Source organism: Synechococcus sp. A15-60, assembly GCF_014280095.1.
Taxonomy (GTDB): Bacteria; Cyanobacteriota; Cyanobacteriia; order PCC-6307; family Cyanobiaceae; genus Synechococcus_C.
In genome coordinates, this window is sequence record NZ_CP047933.1 from 896,870 (window position 1) to 912,457 (window position 15,588).

Annotated in this window: 20 protein-coding genes and 2 tRNA genes; 10 read left to right on the top strand and 12 right to left on the bottom strand. The window is 58.6% G+C overall.

The annotated features are described in order from the left end of the window. Nucleotides 1–65: 65 nt before the first annotated feature. Genes wecB through SynA1560_RS04765 form a run of 4 tightly spaced genes read left to right on the top strand, consistent with a single transcriptional unit; the run spans nt 66 to nt 3,198 of the window. Complete coding sequence (gene wecB, locus SynA1560_RS04750; RefSeq protein WP_186501291.1) at nt 66–1,178, top strand: non-hydrolyzing UDP-N-acetylglucosamine 2-epimerase; 1,113 nt, start codon at nt 66–68, stop codon at nt 1,176–1,178. Further along, nucleotides 1,135–1,704 (top strand): DUF1643 domain-containing protein, encoded by a 570-nt coding sequence (locus SynA1560_RS04755; protein ID WP_255477068.1) that lies wholly within the window; start codon nt 1,135–1,137, stop codon nt 1,702–1,704. The genes wecB and SynA1560_RS04755 overlap by 44 nt, the downstream gene beginning before the upstream one ends. Further along, nucleotides 1,704–1,949 (top strand): hypothetical protein, encoded by a 246-nt coding sequence (locus SynA1560_RS04760; protein ID WP_186501293.1) that lies wholly within the window; start codon nt 1,704–1,706, stop codon nt 1,947–1,949. Before SynA1560_RS04755 ends, SynA1560_RS04760 begins: the two co-directional genes overlap by 1 nt. After that, on the top strand, nt 1,939–3,198 hold the full coding sequence (locus tag SynA1560_RS04765; protein ID WP_186470502.1) for a sodium:proton antiporter: 1,260 nt from the start codon (nt 1,939–1,941) through the stop codon (nt 3,196–3,198). The genes SynA1560_RS04760 and SynA1560_RS04765 overlap by 11 nt, the downstream gene beginning before the upstream one ends. On the opposite strand, the gene gltX is transcribed toward SynA1560_RS04765, so the two are convergent. From gltX to SynA1560_RS04800, 7 genes are all read right to left on the bottom strand, one after another. After that, a complete protein-coding gene (gltX, locus tag SynA1560_RS04770; RefSeq protein WP_186501294.1) occupies nt 3,142–4,575 on the bottom strand; it encodes a glutamate--tRNA ligase in 1,434 nt (477 codons plus the stop codon). The two genes, SynA1560_RS04765 and gltX, sit on opposite strands and share 57 nt — an antisense overlap. Before the next feature lie 22 nt (nt 4,576–4,597). Then, nucleotides 4,598–4,671: transfer RNA gene (locus SynA1560_RS04775), tRNA-Asp, on the bottom strand. 149 nt (nt 4,672–4,820) lie between these two features. Next, nucleotides 4,821–5,159: a hypothetical protein gene (locus SynA1560_RS04780; protein ID WP_186470504.1), complete on the bottom strand. Its 339-nt coding sequence runs from the start codon at nt 5,157–5,159 to the stop codon at nt 4,821–4,823. 62 nt (nt 5,160–5,221) lie between these two features. Then, the gene (locus SynA1560_RS04785; RefSeq protein ID WP_006043540.1) at nt 5,222–5,410 is read right to left on the bottom strand and encodes a hyperconserved protein Hcp; all 189 of its coding nucleotides are present in this window, start codon (nt 5,408–5,410) and stop codon (nt 5,222–5,224) included. A 36-nt stretch (nt 5,411–5,446) separates the two neighbouring features. Continuing rightward, nucleotides 5,447–5,519, bottom strand: a tRNA-Trp gene (locus SynA1560_RS04790). A gap of 62 nt (nt 5,520–5,581) precedes the next feature. Beyond that, nucleotides 5,582–6,043 (bottom strand): 50S ribosomal protein L19, encoded by a 462-nt coding sequence (gene rplS, locus SynA1560_RS04795; protein ID WP_186470505.1) that lies wholly within the window; start codon nt 6,041–6,043, stop codon nt 5,582–5,584. A 33-nt stretch (nt 6,044–6,076) separates the two neighbouring features. Beyond that, entirely contained in the window at nt 6,077–6,400 is a 324-nt protein-coding gene (locus SynA1560_RS04800) for a PepSY domain-containing protein (RefSeq protein ID WP_186470506.1), read from the bottom strand. Between the two features lie 60 nt (nt 6,401–6,460). Here SynA1560_RS04800 and map point away from each other — a divergent pair, with 60 nt between their 5' ends. Further along, nucleotides 6,461–7,300 carry a type I methionyl aminopeptidase gene (gene map, locus SynA1560_RS04805; RefSeq protein WP_186471026.1) on the top strand — a complete coding sequence of 280 codons (840 nt, stop codon included), beginning with the start codon at nt 6,461–6,463 and terminating at the stop codon, nt 7,298–7,300. Here map and SynA1560_RS04810 read toward each other — a convergent pair. After that, nucleotides 7,281–8,075, bottom strand: coding sequence for an SDR family oxidoreductase (locus SynA1560_RS04810; protein ID WP_186470507.1), 795 nt, complete (start codon nt 8,073–8,075; stop codon nt 7,281–7,283). The two genes, map and SynA1560_RS04810, sit on opposite strands and share 20 nt — an antisense overlap. Before the next feature lie 20 nt (nt 8,076–8,095). On the opposite strand from SynA1560_RS04810, the gene ebsA reads away from it, so the two are divergent. Genes ebsA through SynA1560_RS04825 form a run of 3 tightly spaced genes read left to right on the top strand, consistent with a single transcriptional unit; the run spans nt 8,096 to nt 10,179 of the window. Then, nucleotides 8,096–8,473, top strand: a complete 378-nt coding sequence (gene ebsA / locus SynA1560_RS04815; protein WP_186470508.1) for a type IV pilus biogenesis protein EbsA — start codon at nt 8,096–8,098, stop codon at nt 8,471–8,473. A gap of 29 nt (nt 8,474–8,502) precedes the next feature. Next, nucleotides 8,503–9,612 (top strand): phosphotransacetylase family protein, encoded by a 1,110-nt coding sequence (locus SynA1560_RS04820; protein ID WP_186501295.1) that lies wholly within the window; start codon nt 8,503–8,505, stop codon nt 9,610–9,612. A gap of 54 nt (nt 9,613–9,666) precedes the next feature. Further along, nucleotides 9,667–10,179, top strand: coding sequence for a DNA recombination-mediator protein A (locus SynA1560_RS04825; RefSeq protein WP_186470510.1), 513 nt, complete (start codon nt 9,667–9,669; stop codon nt 10,177–10,179). Nucleotides 10,180–10,195: 16 nt separating this feature from the next. Here SynA1560_RS04825 and SynA1560_RS04830 read toward each other — a convergent pair whose 3' ends face one another. Beyond that, complete coding sequence (locus SynA1560_RS04830) at nt 10,196–10,639, bottom strand: NfeD family protein (RefSeq protein ID WP_186470511.1); 444 nt, start codon at nt 10,637–10,639, stop codon at nt 10,196–10,198. Between the two features lie 60 nt (nt 10,640–10,699). Here SynA1560_RS04830 and SynA1560_RS04835 point away from each other — a divergent pair, with 60 nt between their 5' ends. Then, on the top strand, nt 10,700–11,614 hold the full coding sequence (locus SynA1560_RS04835; protein ID WP_186470512.1) for an SPFH domain-containing protein: 915 nt from the start codon (nt 10,700–10,702) through the stop codon (nt 11,612–11,614). Here the strand turns inward: SynA1560_RS04835 and SynA1560_RS04840 are convergent. After that, nucleotides 11,611–12,075, bottom strand: coding sequence for an MAPEG family protein (locus tag SynA1560_RS04840; RefSeq protein WP_255477069.1), 465 nt, complete (start codon nt 12,073–12,075; stop codon nt 11,611–11,613). The two genes, SynA1560_RS04835 and SynA1560_RS04840, sit on opposite strands and share 4 nt — an antisense overlap. A 129-nt stretch (nt 12,076–12,204) precedes the next feature. Between SynA1560_RS04840 and SynA1560_RS04845 the strand changes: the two genes are divergently transcribed. Next, nucleotides 12,205–12,699, top strand: coding sequence for a YajQ family cyclic di-GMP-binding protein (locus tag SynA1560_RS04845; protein WP_186470514.1), 495 nt, complete (start codon nt 12,205–12,207; stop codon nt 12,697–12,699). Nucleotides 12,700–12,846: 147 nt separating this feature from the next. On the opposite strand, the gene SynA1560_RS04850 is transcribed toward SynA1560_RS04845, so the two are convergent. Both SynA1560_RS04850 and hemL read right to left on the bottom strand, forming a co-directional pair. After that, the gene (locus tag SynA1560_RS04850; protein WP_255477070.1) at nt 12,847–14,145 is read right to left on the bottom strand and encodes a carbohydrate porin; all 1,299 of its coding nucleotides are present in this window, start codon (nt 14,143–14,145) and stop codon (nt 12,847–12,849) included. 27 nt (nt 14,146–14,172) lie between these two features. Continuing rightward, nucleotides 14,173–15,474, bottom strand: coding sequence for a glutamate-1-semialdehyde 2,1-aminomutase (gene hemL, locus SynA1560_RS04855; protein ID WP_186501296.1), 1,302 nt, complete (start codon nt 15,472–15,474; stop codon nt 14,173–14,175). Nucleotides 15,475–15,588: the final 114 nt, after the last annotated feature.

The following is a 15,588-nucleotide window of genomic DNA, read 5'->3' on the forward strand; positions in this document are numbered from 1 at the left end:
GCGAGTGAAGGCTTGGTGGGAGCTTGGTGAAACGCGATTAAGATTTCGCCATCAGTTTTCTATCTATGGCTGCCAAGCCCCGCGTCACAATCGTGCTTGGCACTCGTCCAGAAGCCATCAAACTGGCCCCTGTCATTCAGGAATTCCGTGCCTGCGATGCCCTCGACACCCGCGTGGTGCTGACGGGACAGCACCGTGAAATGGTGTCTCAGGTGATGGATCTGTTCCGTCTGAAACCGGATCAGGATCTCAATCTGATGGCCCCGCGTCAGACACTGACACATGTCACCTGTGCTGCCCTGCAGGGGCTCCGCGACGATTTCCAGGCGTTCCCACCTGGACTGGTGCTCGTTCAAGGCGACACCACCACCGCTTTCGCTGCTGCCCTAGCGGCCTTCTATGAGCAAATCCCGGTCGGTCATGTGGAAGCTGGCCTGCGGACCGACAACCTGCTGGATCCCTTCCCAGAGGAAGCCAACCGCCGGCTGATTTCACAGGTGTCGCAGCTGCATTTCGCCCCAACACAGCGCTCCCACGACAACCTTCAGGCCTCTGCTGTGGTCGGTCGGGTAATGGTCACGGGTAACACTGTGATCGACGCTCTGCTGCGGATGGCAAAGCAAGCCCCATCGCTCGATGATCTGCCCATCGACTGGGCTCATCAGAAGGTGATCCTGGCCACGGTGCATCGACGGGAAAACTGGGGTGAGCGTCTGAAAAGCATTGCGGCAGGCATGCGCCAGGTGATTGAGAGTCATCCGGATACTGTGCTGTTGCTGCCGCTTCACCGCAATCCCACGGTGCGTGAGCCCCTGCAGGCTCTTCTCGGTGACCATCCCAGGGTCGTGCTCACCGAGCCACTCGATTACGACCGGCTGGTGGCGGCCATGAAGGGATGCACGCTCCTGCTTACCGACTCAGGCGGACTGCAGGAAGAAGCCCCGGCCCTTGGGAAGCCCGTTTTGGTGCTGCGCAGAACCACCGAACGTCCCGAGGCTGTGGATGCAGGAACCGCTCGCTTGATTGGCACCGACAGTGCGTCGATTGCCCGTGAAGCCTCGCTTCTGCTCGATGATCCCGAGGCTTATGACCAGATGGCCCGAGCGGTGAATCCATTCGGCGACGGCCTGGCCAGTGGTCGGATTCTTGAGGCTGCCCGTGGTCTGCTGGAGGTCTGAAGCCTCCTTCAGCACCTGCGGCCAGTACCGATGGGAGCTTCAGCGTGCCGTTTCAACACCCGCACAGGATGAGCGTCGGCGTGTTCTTCTGTTTGTGGGGTTGAATCCTTCCCGCGCTGATGCCGATCGTGACGACCCAACCCTTCGGCGGCTGCAGGGATTTGCCCAGGCCTGGGGGCATCATCAGCTTGTGGTGCTCAATCTGTTCGCTCGGATTTCACCGGCTCCTGTGGCCCTAAGACGTTGCGCCGATCCGGTCGGCGAGAACACCGACCGGGTCTTGATCCGCTGGTTCCAAGGTTGGGCATCTCACCCTGGTTGGGATCTCTGGCTCGGTTGGGGTGCCGCCGGTGGTTTGCACCAAAGGGATCAGCAAGTGGTGCAGATGCTGAAACAGTCCCTGAGGCACCGACGAGCAGGGACGGCCCCGCTGGCCATGGGCACCACCCGAAGCGGGCAACCGCGTCATCCTCTCTATCTTTCGAGTGGAAGCTCACCCACACCCTGGACCTGTACGGTTCGCTGATGACACGTACCCCCCGTCGCTATCGCATTTCGCTCCACTTATCTGGAGGTCAGACGGAGGTGGTTCATTTCCCCACGCTCGAGACGTTTCAGGATTGGTATCAGGGGCTGGTCAACGGTGGTAGCGCACAGGCCTTCGTGAATGTTCCCTTGGGTGATTTCGAAGGTGAATATCTCGTGATCCGTCCGGATGCGGTGATCGGTGTGCGTGTGGAACCGCAATACGCCTCGATCGATGACGCCTGACAGGCTCGGACTGCTCTGGGGAATCACGGTCTTCGCCGGTGCCTGTGCACGTTTGCTTGCTGCCTTGTCGGGTCTTCAGGCTGTGGTGCTCCTGCTGCTGTCCGGCCTGTTGATCGGGCGCTCCGGTCTGGGACTGGTTGAACCTCTGGACCTCGGCCTTGGGCTGGAAACAACCGTCGGGCTGCTGGTCAGCCTGGTGTTGTTCGACGGTGGTCTGAACCTGCGTCTCCCTGGGGACACGATCAAAGCCACTGTGCTTCGCATCTCCTTGGCGCGCCTGGTGTTGTCATTTGGGGCTGCCATGTTGGCGGCCCATTGGTTGGCAGGCCTGGGATGGTCCCTCGCGGGGGTCTACAGCGCGATCGTGCTGTCCACTGGCCCCACGGTGGTGACTCCAATCGTGCAGCAAATCCGACTGGCTTCGCCCCTGGGCGATGTGCTCGAGGCGGAAGGTCTGGTGTTGGAACCCATTGGTGCTGTCCTGGCATTGTTGCTGTTGGAGCAGTTGTTGGGTGACCTCTACGGCTGGAGAGGCCTGGCCATGGGTTTGCTTTCAAGACTCGGTGGTGGGGTGCTCATCGGTTTGGCGGTGGGCTGGCTCCTGTCCGAGGTGTTGCGGCGCCTTCCATCGGAGCATTCGGTGGGGCTGCGTCTGCAGATCACGCTGGGCGTCCTGTTCCTGATGTTCTCGATCTGCGAGTGGCTTCTGCCCGAATCCGGTCTGCCTGCATCCGTGGCTGCTGGTGTGGTGGTGGGTCGTCGTCCTTCGACGCAGGCTGCTCAGCTGGATGCCTTGATCCGTGAACTGGCCAGCCTCGCCATCACCATGCTGTTCCCGCTCTTGGCGGCCGACGTGTCCTGGGCCGAGCTCAGTCCACTGGGATGGGGCGGTGTCAGCTGCGTGCTTGTGCTGATGGTGCTGGTCCGTCCAATTGCCGTTGGTGTGTCCACCATGGGATTGCCGCTCGACTGGCGTCAGCGCCTGTTCATGGGCTGGCTGGCTCCGCGGGGGATTGTGACGGCAGCTGTTGCATCACTGTTCGCCATTCGGCTGGAACAGGCGGGTGTACTCGGGGCCGGCCGCCTCCAGGGTCTGGTGTTCCTAACGATTCTGATGACGGTTGGCTTGCAGGGCCTGAGCGCCCAACCCCTCGCCAGAGCGCTTGGGTTGACTCAGAAGGATCCTGAACCCTCAGTCCAGACAGCGCCTAAGGCGGGGCAAGTCTTGCTCGATTCGGGCCAGCAGTGACCAGGTCGTGATCAGATCCGGTCCTTGCAAACGGCCCAACAACGCGGCGCGCAGGGATTTCATCAGTACGCCCTTCTTGACGCCCGTCGCTTTGGCCGCATCGCTGAGCATCGCTTGGGCTTTGCTGGAGTCGAGCCCATCCCAGGGATCGGATTCCAAGGTTGTCACCAGATGGGCGATGGCTGTTTTGGCCCCCTCCACAGCAAGTTGCTTCACACCATCCTCTTCGAGTTCTGGGCAGATAAAGAAGGGTGATGCCTGTTCGACGCCGTCTTTGATCAGTGTGAGCGATGGACCCAGCAGTTCACACAGCGCCAGCGCCCAACTTTGATCCTCAGGAAGCGACCAGCCCTCTGACGTCCACAGCGGCGTCACGTCCTGGAGCAATTGCTCTGGCGGCAGAGCGTGCAGCACCTGCCCATTGAGCCAGTTGAGCTTGTCCCAGTCGAAACGGGCCCCCGCTTTGTTCACACGATCGAAGCTGAACACCTCCGCTGCCTGCTGCAGGGTGAAGCGTTCCTCCATGCCTTCCGGTACGGACCAGCCCAACAGGGTCATGTAGTTGGCAATGGCTTCTGCTGTGTAGCCCATGCTGCGGAAGTCATTGATGGAGGTCACCCCATCGCGCTTCGAGAGCTTGCGGCCCTCGGCGTTAAGAATCAGCGGTGCGTGAGCGAACGTCGGCTGGGCCAGACCAAGGGCTTGATACAGCAGCAGTTGCTTGGCGGTGTTGGCAATGTGATCTTCTCCGCGGATGACGTGGGTGATGGCCATGGCTGCGTCATCAACCACCACCACCAGGTTGTAGAGCGGATCACCGATCTGATCAGCAGGTGCCCGTCGGGCGACCACCATGTCGCCCCCGAGGTCGGCGCCGCGCCAACGCATTGGTCCGCGAACCAAGTCCTTCCACAGAATCTCAGCGTTGTCATCGATCTTGAAGCGGATCACGGCCTCTCGCCCTTCAGCCTGAAACGCGGCCTCTTGTTGCGGTGTGAGTTCGCGATGGCGATTGTCGTATCGCGGCGCCTGATTGGAGGCTTTCTGGGTCTCCCGCATCCGCTCCAGCTCCTCTTCGCTGGCGTAACAGCGATAGGCGAGGCCTTTGTCGAGCAAGGTTTGAATCGCTGCTTGGTGCTGATTCACCCGCTCGCTCTGAATCACGGGATCTTCATCCCAGTCGATCCCGAGCCACTGGAGACCCTCAAGGATGTTGCGGGTGAATTCAGGTTTGGATCGCTCCTTGTCGGTGTCTTCAATGCGCAGCAGGAACGATCCGCCCTCTTTCCTGGCGTAGAGCCAATTGAACACAGCTGTTCGAGCCGTGCCGATGTGCAAAGTTCCCGTTGGGCTGGGTGCCAGACGAACGCGAACCATGCGGTGTCGGATGAATTGAAAACGGGACCGACGGGGCTCGAACCCGCAACTTCCGCCGTGACAGGGCGGTGCTCTAACCAATTGAACTACGGTCCCAGGTGCTGCGTCGCCAACGGCTCGGTTGGGAGCGGACCTGTGTCGCGATCGCGACGAGTGAAGTATCGACCTCAGCCCTGCCCTTCGTCAACATCAGGGCGTGTGAACGGGTTTGGAGCTCTCAGGTCAAAGCCTGAGATCACTTGTCTTCACAAGGTTGTCAGTTTCAAAATTGCAGGAGCGGTGGCGAGGATCTCAGAAATAAGAAGGACGACCATCTGGCAATGCCCGACCAGCCCCAGTGACTGCGTTCCAGTGAAGCCGCCACCAAACCAAGACACCTTGGCTAGTGCCAGTGTTTGGCTCTTGAATCCAAGTGATGCCAAAGCTTGTGCTGCTGAATGTTGATCAGGGTTTGTCCAGTGGTGAAGGTCTGTTGATTGGTCGTGGTTTGAAGAAGCAGCCGACGATTCCAGCGTTGCTGTCTGCGCTGCGATCGCGTCGGGCCGACAAGATGGCAGTCGACTCAGAGTGACAGTTCCTTTCATAAAAAGAACCCGGCAGTGTTCCTGCCGGGTTCAGCGGACCAATTCGACGACAGCGATTGTCGTTAGGGCCTGAAACCTGCTGGTTCAATCAAGCGCACCTGATTGCCACGGGCAGTGAATTCGCGGCCTTGGTCGCTTTGAACGACCACACGTCCGCCGGATTTGACACGGATCACACGGGCACGAACCCAGCCGAGGGCGGCGGATTCGAGGACCTTGACCACATCACCAGGTTGAAGATCCAACTCCATGCTCGAAATCAGGAAACTGCAGAAGGGGCCATCGGACGCGCCGTGGAGGACTCGAACCCCCGACATCAGGTTTTGGAGACCTGCGTTCTACCAACTGAACTAACGGCGCAAGGCGATGAACCCCTCGACCACCACCGAAGCGATGGCATTGGATTGAACGAGGCCGGAGCCTCAGCGATCGAAGCGCTGCTTCACGCGGGTGGCCTTGCCCACCCGTTCCCGCAGATAGAAAAGCTTCGCCCTCCGTACCTTACCGCGGCGCTCCACCTTGATGGAGGCCACTTGAGGGCTGTGAAGCATAAACACTCTTTCCACACCGATGCCCTGGAAAATTCGACGGACGGTGATGGTTTGGTTCATCCCTCCATGGCGCTTAGCGATGACGACGCCCTCATAGGGCTGAACCCGCTCTTTGTTGCCCTCGCTGATGCGAACGCCGACGCGCACAGTGTCCCCGACATAGATGTCGGGAAGGTCACTCTTGAGTTGAGCGTGCTCAAACTCTTTGATGAGATCAGCAGGACTCAAGCGCTCAGCCTTGGCGGTGGTGGCAGCGGCCTTGGGGGTCTCGCTGTCAGTGGCTACTGCATCAGCAGTGTCCTGCGCAGATGTTTCTTTCGGGTCCGCTGCCATCCCAGCTCCGGGTAATCACGCCAAACAATCACTTTACCCTGCCGGCTCACCCTTCTCTGAACGCTGTTTCCAACTTGTTCGCCAGGACTGCAACACCATGCTTCCGCCGGTGACGATCAACCAGAGAACGCCAACGCCATTGAGAATCACGACGACAGGCTCCAATTGCGGTCCCAGCCATTCCCCTTCGTGGAGACTCATTAACCAATGCGCATCGTCGCGACTAAAGCCGAACCAGTCGCGAAGCACGCGGTAAGCGGTTCCGGTGATCACACTGGTCAGCAACGGCAGCACCACAAAAGGAGCCACCCATCGATGCAAGCGTCGCAATTGTGCGATTAAACGCGCCACTGTCATCTGCCCGTCACGATTGATAGCGTGACAGCAGGACGTCGGGACTACCCGAAGACATCACCGATGAACTTGTTTGCTGATCTGCTTGCCTCAACAAAGAATGGCGGCGTGACCGCTACCGGTCCTCGCATTCAGCAGCGTCGGGGCGTGGAGATCAAGTCAGCGCGTGAATTGAAAATCATGGCCAAGGCCAGTCGCATTGTGGCCACGGTTCTGAAGGAGACCATCGCCATGGTCGAACCGGGCCAAACCACAGGTGATCTGGATGCCTATGCCGAGCGACGCATTCGTGAAATGGGAGCCACACCAAGCTTCAAGGGTTACCACGGATTCCCCGCCAGCATTTGCGCCAGCATCAACGACGAGGTGGTCCACGGCATCCCCAGCAACAAACGGGTGATCCGTGCCGGTGATCTGCTCAAGGTCGATACGGGTGCCTTCTACGACGGCTACCACGGCGACAGCTGTGTCACCATCTGCGTTGGTGAGGTGAAAGAAGAGGCGGCAGTTCTCAGCCGTGTTGCCCAGGAATCATTGATGGCAGGCTTGGCTCAGATCCGACCTGGCAACACCTTGCTTGACATCGCCGGTGCCGTGGAAGACCGGGTGCTGGAAGGTGGCTTCAGTGTTGTTGAGGATTACACCGGTCATGGAGTCGGCCGTAATCTCCATGAGGAACCCTCGGTGTTCAATTTCCGAACCGATGCTCTTCCGAATGTGACCTTGCGGCCTGGGATGACCCTGGCGGTTGAACCCATTCTGAATGCCGGTAGCAAGGCTTGCCGCACCCTCAAGGATCGCTGGACGGTTGTCACCCGCGATGGAGGCCTCTCTGCGCAATGGGAACACACCATTGTTGTGACATCCGATGGTTGCGAGATCCTTACGGATCGGGGTGACTGACTCTGAAGATCCGGTAATAGAGCAGCCGTCCGAATTCCGTTAAGGGCATCACCACCCAGGTGATCGGATTGGGAGTGATGATGATGAGCGGCAGTCCAAACTCCGCTTGCCAAACAATTTGTTTGGCCACGAAATCAGCCGACATCACGCCAATGGGGTTCAGTTTGGAACGAAACGGACCTAAAACCAATTTGCGCAATTTTGGAAGGCCGGCGCGTTCTCTTGCAGGAGCACTCCAACGCAAACTCACCAGCTGGCCGATCAAACGCTTGCTGAGCTCATAGGCGGGACTCAGCGCCGGCTGAATCTCTGCTTCTGAGGTGTTCACCCAAACCTCCGCAGGCTTCGATCCTGTTGCTTCGGTGCTGTGCAATCGCTCAAAACGTTGCAGCAGCCGCCAGTGGCTCATGGCGTTCACCTCGATCGCCAGGCTCAGGCTCTCGGGGCATTGGTCCCCACCGGGATTGATGCCATGGTTCAGCACCAGCAGGTCGAGATCCTGCAGGGTCGAATCCAGCGCGTCTTCCCGACCGCAGCTCCAGCGCACCCAGTCATTGGGGCCTGCATTCAAATCGCGTTCCGAGGGTTCTGATCGATGACTCAGGGCGATGACATGAGCTCCTCGCTCCCTCAAACAACGGGTCAAGGCACGGCCCAGTTCGCCCCCAGCTCCTGTGATCCCTACGCGGCGCCCGTTCCAGACATCGGCCGCGGAACCGGATCGGGGGCTTGTGGATCTGGACGAGGACTGGGCCATCGCAGCGAGCTTGGGCATGCTTGAAACAGCTCGACGGTATGACGTTGTCCAGCCCGTCTGGAGAAGCCCAACTCGCACTGTTTGCGCCTTACTGCGGTGGTCGCCGTCGGGAAGAGGAGCTGCGGCGAGCGCTCGAGTGGCTTGCGATCGGGCAGTTCCAGGGTGAGCGCCAACTCAGCAATGCTGGGTCTCACCGCTTCCGCATGGATTGGTCTCCCACGCGATCCCCTCTGGAGATCAGCCGTTGCCAGCTGGTCCTTTTGGATGTGCAGCAACAGCCTTACCGCTTTGCATGTCCTGCCCATCAGTTGGTGCAGTGGCTGATGGATGTGGAAGCTGCGGAGCCCATGGATCTGCCGGATGCATTCTGGCGATGGTTATTGCTGGAGCGGATTCCTGACGAGGGACCCCTTTAAATTGTGGCGATTGACATCAGTACTCCCGGATGGGCTCAACCCTGCTGATCGGATCCTGTGAACCCTTCAGCGGAAAATCCGCGCTTGTACTGGGGATCGCGCGGCATCTTCGTTCAGCTGGTGCAAGGGTTCTGTTTGGCAAACCACTGGCCACGAGCCTTGACTGGGAGCCTGGGGAGGGAACGCCTCCATCGCCTCTGATTGATGACGACGTGCGTTTCGTCGGAGAGATCCTCGGGTTGGCGGAGCAGGATTTGCTGCCCTCTTTGCATCTGCTCTCGGCCCATTCAGGCAAGCAACGGCTTGCCGATGGGGTGCTTACGGCAGGTGACGGCCTCGATCATCTGCGTTCCAGCCTGCAGCAGCCAGACAGCGGCATCACACTGCTCGAAGCGGCGGGCAGCCTGCATGAGGGACTGCTGTATGGCCTCAGCCTTGTGCAGCTGGCCAGAGACCTGGATGCTCCTGTGGTTCTTGTGCATTTGTGGGAGGACAGTCGCAGTGTGGATGCCTTGCTGGCTGCACAGCAGCAGCTCGGCGAGCGTCTGCGCGGTGTCGTGCTGAATGCGGTGACGCCGGAGGACGTCGAGACCCTCGAACGCGACGTGGTTCCGGCATTGCAAGCGCTTGGTATCGAGGTGTTTGGTGTGATGCCACGGTCCCCTCTGCTGCGCAGCGTCACGGTTGGTGAGCTCGTGCGACGTCTGGATGCCCGAGTTTTGTGCTGTCGGGAAAAGCTCGATCTTCTGGTCGAGACCCTGAGCATCGGTGCGATGAATGTGAATTCCGCTATGGAATTCTTCCGGCGTCGCCGAAACATGGCGGTGGTTACCGGTGCGGATCGCACCGACATCCAGCTGGCGGCTCTGGAAGCTTCAACGCAATGTCTGATCCTGACCGGTGCGGGTGATCCGCTTCCCCAGCTCATCAGTCGTGCCGACGAACTGGAGGTGCCTCTACTCAAGGTTGAACAGGACACCCTGGGGACCGTTGAAGTGATTGAGCAGGCGTTCGGTCATGTGCGCCTGCATGAGGCGGTGAAGGCGACCTACGCCTTCCGCCTCGTTGAAGAACACTGCCGCTTGAATGATCTGTTCGAGGCCGTCGGCTTTGAAGCCTTGGCGATTCCCTCAAATTGATGGCTCCGACTGGGTTCATCACTGCTAGTTTTTAGAAACAACGGCGGGTAGTCATTGAGCCAGTCACTTGATCTCCCTGCACTGGACAGGGTGGACACACTTGCTCAGGAACTGGCCCTTCTGCAGGACAAGGGCAAGCGGCGAATCGCCATTCTCGGAAGCCGGCACGTTCCGGTGGTTGCGATTCATTTGATCGAACTGATTGCCCGCTCCCTGGCTCAGGAGGGGCATTCCTTGGTCACCTCGGGGGCGCAAGGTGTTAACGCTGCTGTCATTCGCGGTGTTCTTCCCGTCGATCCCGCCAAGCTCACGGTGCTGTTGCCCCAAAGCCTCAGTCGTCAGGCTGTCGAGATTCGCGATCAACTGGAACAGGTTTTGCATCTCATCGAAAAGCCTGAGCACGATGATCTGCCGTTGCCCATGGCTAGCAGCCTCTGCAATCAAGACATCATTAGTCGTTGCGATCAACTGATCTGTTTTGCCTTTCACGACAGCGAGACTTTGCTGGCCAGTTGTCGCAACGCTGAGGACATGGGCAAGGTGGTCAGTTTGTTGTTCTTTGACTGAGCCTCCAGGAGGGGTCTCAAAGCGGTGGAAGTGTGGGCAGCACCTGCAACCTGGTGCCGTCCCGCCCCATGACCAGCACCTGATCCCCTGGCTTCAAGAGGGTTTCGATATCCAAGGAGTGTGCTGCCCAGCTTTGCCCGTGCCAGCGGACACGGCCTTCGCCGCCTGGCGCGATGGCATCCAAGACTTCAGCGGTGTCCTCCCGAAGTTGGCGCCTGCCGGTTCGCGGCGTGCGTTTGGCTGACCAGCGCGTCAGCCAAAGTGTTCCCAGCACGGTCATCAACACAAACAGGCTGATCTGTAGCCAGATCGGCACGGGTAGCAGAGCTGTCAGCACGGAGACGGTCAGCCCCGCGATGGCCGCGAACATCAACCCGTCAAAACTGGGGGACACCAGTTCGATCCCCAATAAGGATCCCGCCACCAGCAACCAGATCAGGGGAATCCACAGGGATGGCATAACGGGTTGGTTTGCTTGCTCCACTTTGGGGGCTACGTTCCCAACAGACACCCTCTCGTCATGGAAGCCTTTCTGAGTCTGCCGGCCCTGATTTTGATCGCGCTGCTGGGCAGCGGAAGTGTGAAAGTCACGAGTGGGGGGCGATCAAGACTGGTGGAACGTCTCGGCAAATTCGATCGTGAGCTGCAGCCTGGTCTTTCCATCGTGATTCCCGTTGTGGAGAGAGTGGTCAGCCATGAATCACTGAAAGAACGTGTGCTCGATATTCCGCCTCAGCTGTGCATCACCCGTGACAATGTGTCCATCGAAGTTGATGCAGTCGTCTACTGGCAGTTGTTGGAGCATTCTCAGGCGTATTACGCCGTTGATAATCTGCAGGCCGCGATGGTGAATCTGGTGCTCACCCAGATCCGTGCGGAGATGGGAAAACTGGATCTCGATCAGACGTTCACGACTCGCAATGAAGTGAATGAACTGCTGCTTAAAGAACTGGACGAAGCCACGGACCCCTGGGGAGTGAAAGTGACCCGTGTGGAGATGCGCGATATCAATCCATCGCCCGGTGTGAAGCAGGCGATGGAGGCTCAGATGACTGCGGAACGCGAAAAGCGAGCCGCCATTCTTCGATCGGAAGGCGAAAAAGAAGCCCAGTTGAATGAGGCTCGCGGGCGTGCTGAGGCTCTCGTTCTTGATGCGCGTGCCCAGAAAGAGGCGCTGATGTTGGAGGCCGAGGCTCAAGCCAATCAGCAGAGCGTGCTGGCTGAGGCCAAATCAGAGGCAGCTCGGGTAATGGCCAAAGCGCTGGCGGAAAGTCCTGAAGCCGAAGAAGCTGTTCGCCTGATGTTGGCTCAGGATTGGATGGCCATGGGTCAGCAGATGGCGAATTCCCCCGCTGGCAGTGTGTTGATGGTGGATCCCCAATCACCGGCTTCGCTGATTGCGGCGCTCAAGCAGTTCCAGCAGTCGAAGTCCTAAGCGACGAGCAGGGCTTTGAGGCCTTCGCTGTAGAGGATGCCGGTGCACAGCAATGCTCCGGCCCAGCACATGCCGCGCAACGGTGGAAGATTGGCGATGTAGGCGGGCAGGTAGAGGAAGCGCAGCAGGGGTTGCAGCAGTGCAGCTGGAACCGCCAAGCCAGGCAGTTCCCCCACCTGAAGTACGGCAATTAAGGCCAGCAACGCTGCCGGTGCATGGAGAGTGAAGGCTTCAAAACTGTTTTGATGCGCCCAGCTGGCCCGTTGCCCCCAGGCAGGCAGGCGCTCGAACATGGCCCTTGGTGCCTTCATATCGGCCATGGTGAAGTCAGCCTGGGAGCGGGCAGCACCCAGTGGAATGATGCTCGCGATGACGGCTGCTCCCGATAGCACGAGCGACCAGGCGTAGGGAGCAGCAGGGGTCTGGGTCAGCCAATCCGTGATGTTCACGACCGATCGCAAGAGACCCCAAACAATAGAGATCGACTGTTCATGAATGCGAAAGCTCATTTGAGCCTCCGTCCAGCGCATTGCATGGCAAGAGAGCGATCGGATGGCGATTGCTAGCCTTCAAACATCTGGACGTTTTCGATGGCTTCATACTCTTTTGATGTGGTGTCTGACTTTGATCGCCAAGAACTGGTCAACACCCTTGATCAAGTGCGGCGAGATGTTTCTCAGCGTTATGACCTCAAGGATTCGGGCACTGAGATTAAGCTTGAAGAGACTGCTGTGGTCATCAACACAGCGAGCGATATGACCCTTCAGGCTGTTGAGGACATCCTTCGGACGAAAGCAACCAAAAGAAATTTGTCCCTCAAGATCTTTGATTTCCAGCCAGCAGAAACAGTCGGCGGCAACCGTGTTCAACAGACCGTTAAGCTGAAAAAAGGACTGAGCCAAGAGCTTGCCAAGAAAATGAGCAAGATGGTGCGTGATGAAATGAAGAAAGTAACAGTCGCTATTCAAGGGGAGAGTTTGCGAATTACAGGAAAAAGTAAGGATGATTTGCAACAGGTAATTCAGCTGCTGCGCTCAAAGGATGACGAGCTGGATGTTCCCCTTCAGTTTGAAAACTACCGATAGAGCTTCGATCGATTCGAGAATTAGTAATGACTCTATTGCCCTAATTTTTGTTTATTCTGTTGCTTGCCTGGAGAAAGAGGCTTGCAGGCATTGACACATTTGTGGCGCGTGGAATAAGCAATCGAGTATTAGCTGTTCTGCTAACGATCAAAGGTTCAGGTTGAGTTGAACGCCTCCGGCCCAGATCCCTGGTGTTTCGCCTGCACCGCCCGGGTTGATGATCCATTGCATGACTGGCTGGATTTGCAGCATTTCGGAAACGTAGATCGAATAATTGAGTTCAATCGTGGCTTCGTAGCTCTTGCCGGATAAAAGTGTTGAGCTGAAACTCGTGCGTTCGAGACCGAGGGCAAGCACGTCGAGTGGGCGGCTCGGAACAACACCCTGCGTCAGCCAGCCGCCGCCAACGAAGGTCGGATAAGGGTTGTTCTCAGGGTCAAGGCTGACAGTGCCTGCGACCCAGAGGCGACTGTCGAGGCCGACGGGTAGGTCCAGTGGCCAGGTGATGGATCCGTAAATGCCACGGTTCAGTCCCTCACCCAGCTCATCTGCGTCATCGCTCAAGAGACGCGTGGATGTCAGATAGCCGCCCAATTGAAGCTCGGGCATGGGCAATTGCCGGATCACGTTCGCCTGGGTGTCAGGACGAGGGATGGGTTTCGATAGATCGGTTCGCGATGGAAGCGGATTTCGGGTCCATTGAAGAGCTTGCATACCTCCCTGCACCTCGGGGATGCCCGGATTGACCCCCAGGCTTGAAGCAATGGTCGTCTGTGGATCGAGATAGAAGTACCCGTAGCCCAGACTTCCGAGCGTCTCGGAATGCGCCTTCACCTTGAGACCGGGTGCCACAAAAGGATTGATTGGCATGCCGATCACCAGCAAATTCATGGTGTTGTTGAACACCGAACTGAAGTAGTTATTCATCACTGGTGAGGACACAAAGCCAGGCTCACCAGCCATGTCGGGTGCCAGCGACATCAGACCGAGTTGCGCTTCCCACCATCCACGGCCGCGGTTTCTAACAACGCTGGCCTCGGTGAGCCAGGTGCCAACGGGGTTCACCAGAGTCTGGAGGGTGAAGGCGGATCCCAGATCGGTGTTCAGATTGGGGTTGCCGGCGTTGCTGGAGAGCTCCACGTTCAGCTGCCAGTGATCGAGCTCACTCCAGCTGTCTTGGTCTTTTTCGAATCCGCTACTGAGGGACAACCCGAGGTTGATGGATTGGAACCAACTGCTGGCACCAGGTCGATCACCCCCGACGACACCCACCATGGGCTGGGCGGTGACCGTGACGCTGAGGTCAGCCCATTCGGGCAGCCCTAATAAGGATTCGAGGGGACTTGTTCGAGCCGATGGGGCAAAGACTGCACTGCAGGTCAGTGCGAGGGCTGATGAGGTGAGCTTTAGAAACGTTCCCATCCATCCTGGTTGATGTGGAGGCATGGGAACGCATCAGGAGGGCTCAAAATCTCAGGCGACAGCAGCGAAGCTTTCGCGGAAGGCCTGGATTGTGCTCTCGATGTCTGTATCCGAGTGGGCCAGGGAGGTGAAGCCTGCTTCGAACGCGGATGGTGCGAGGTAGACACCTCGCTCGAGCATGGCACGATGCAACTTGCCAAAACGTGCGGCGTCAGTGGCTTTGGCTTCTTCGAAGTTCCGCACAGGACCTTCGCAAAGGAAGAAACCGAACATGGCGCTCACACTGCCGGCGGAGATCGGCAGACCGGCGGCGGTGGCGGCCTCTTTGATTCCAGCCACCAACTTCTCGGTGGTGGCCGTCAGCTTCTCGTAGCTACCGGGTTGTTTTAGTAGCTCAAGGGTTTTAATCCCGGCCGTCATGGCCAGAGGGTTTCCACTGAGGGTGCCGGCCTGATACATCGGGCCTGCAGGGGCCACCATCTCCATGATCTCTCGACGGCCGCCGTAAGCGCCAACAGGAAGACCGCCACCGATCACTTTGCCCATGGTGGTGAGGTCTGGGGTCACGCCGAAATGGGCCTGGGCGCCGCCATAGCTGATGCGGAAGCCCGTCATCACTTCGTCGAACACCAGCAGGGCGCCATGTTCCTTGGTGAGCTCACGCAGGCCTTCAAGGAATCCTGGTTCGGGCTGAATGAAACCGGCGTTGCCGACGATCGGCTCGAGAATCACTCCGGCGATGGCCTCGGGGTTCTCGGCGAAAAGTTGCTTGACCGCCTCAAGATCGTTGTAAGGAGCGGTGAGAGTGTTGGCGGTGGTGCTGCGGGGCACACCTGGAGAGTCGGGAAGTCCGAGCGTGGCGACACCGGAGCCCGCCTTCACCAGGAACATGTCCGCATGGCCGTGATAGCAGCCTTCGAACTTGATCACTTTGTCGCGACCTGTATACGCGCGCATCAATCGCAGAACAGCCATGCAGGCTTCTGTGCCGCTGTTCACGAAGCGAACCATCTCGACACTGGGGACCGCGTCGATCACCATTTCTGCCAGGGTGTTCTCCAATGAACATGGGGCTCCGAAACTGGTGCCCTTCTCAATGGTTTCTTGCAGCGCGCCGATGACTTCAGGGTGCGCGTGACCGCAGATGGCGGGGCCCCAACTACCGATGTAGTCGATGTATTTGTTGTCGTCCACGTCCCAGGCATAGGGTCCTTTGACGCGGTCGAAGACAATCGGCTGGCCTCCCACGGACTTGAACGCGCGCACGGGAGAGCTCACGCCGCCGGGCATCAAAGCCTGGGCTGCATGGAAGAGCTCCTGGGAGCGAGTGGTGTTCAAGCTTGGTGCTGTCACGGGGGCGGAAGCCAAAGGGCCGATGCAAACCGTGCAACATCCTGACCCAAGAACGACCCAAATCGGCTGATCTGTGTACGAAGACGCGTTTCCGAGTCTTTCAATGGCATGGTT